Source organism: Vibrio sp. D173a (assembly GCF_030248475.1).
The window spans coordinates 1-940 of the sequence record NZ_JAHGAH010000874.1 but is presented as its reverse complement, the minus strand read 5'-3'; the positions used below and the strand labels follow the sequence as shown (position 1 = coordinate 940).

The following is a 940-nucleotide window of genomic DNA, read 5'->3' as shown; positions in this document are numbered from 1 at the left end:
TTTGGGGAAGACGAAGATGGTAATGCTCAACTTGATGTCAACGACGTCGGCTATCCATTAGGTGTAGATAAAGGTAACCCAATGGGTCAGCCTTATAATATTGGTCAAGGCGATCAAGGCTGCGTCTCGATTTGGGATGCCATTATGACAACAGACCTCACTGCAACCACAGACCCAAACCAGTCCGGTGACTTTGATTTTGTTACTCGTCGTCAAAACTTGAGTTTTGTCGCCAAGGATTGTTCTTCCCAGACTAAGCTCGCGATCTGTTACTACATCTACACGCGAGTCGATTTCGACAGTGATCCAAATAATGCAGGCTATGTGTTTTGGTATAACTCACGCACCGGAGAAGTCACTCAACAAGATCCTAATCAATAATTTGATATTCAAGCGCTAGAGCTAGATACAAAAAAGCCGGCAATGATGCCGGCTTTTAATATGTCTAACAGAAAGTACAATTAAGCTTCAGTTTTACCCCAAGTGTCACGCAGGCCAACCGTACGGTTGAATACTAGCGCATCTGCTTTAGACTCTTTTGAATCTACACAGAAGTAACCAGTACGCTCAAACTGGAAGCCTTGTTCTGGCGCAGCTTCTGCTAGGCTTGGCTCAACGAAACCATTCAGTTTAACCAGAGAGTCAGGGTTGATTGTTGCAGCGAAATCATCCGCAGCCGCTGGGTTAGCAACTGTGAATAGACGATCGTACAGACGAATCTCTGCAGGCAATGCTTTATCAGCTGATACCCAGTGGATAACGCCTTTCACTTTACGCCCATCTGATGGGTTCTTACCTAGTGTTTCGTCATCGTAAGAACAGAAGATCGTTGTGATGTTACCTTCTGCATCTTTCTCGATACGCTCAGCTTTGATCACGTAAGCACCACGTAGGCGAACTTCTTTACCTAGAACCAAACGCTTGTACTTCTTGTTTGCTT

General features: G+C 45.0%; 1 protein-coding gene and 1 pseudogene. One reads left to right on the top strand and one right to left on the bottom strand.

Annotated elements, in window-relative coordinates:
* On the top strand, positions 1-381 hold a 381-nt coding region (locus tag KIV40_RS29950), incomplete at its 5' end, for a hypothetical protein (protein WP_285352909.1).
* 80 nt (positions 382-461) lie between these two features.
* Here KIV40_RS29950 and KIV40_RS29945 read toward each other — a convergent pair.
* Positions 462-940: pseudogene (locus tag KIV40_RS29945) on the bottom strand (glutamine--tRNA ligase); the annotation flags it as partial.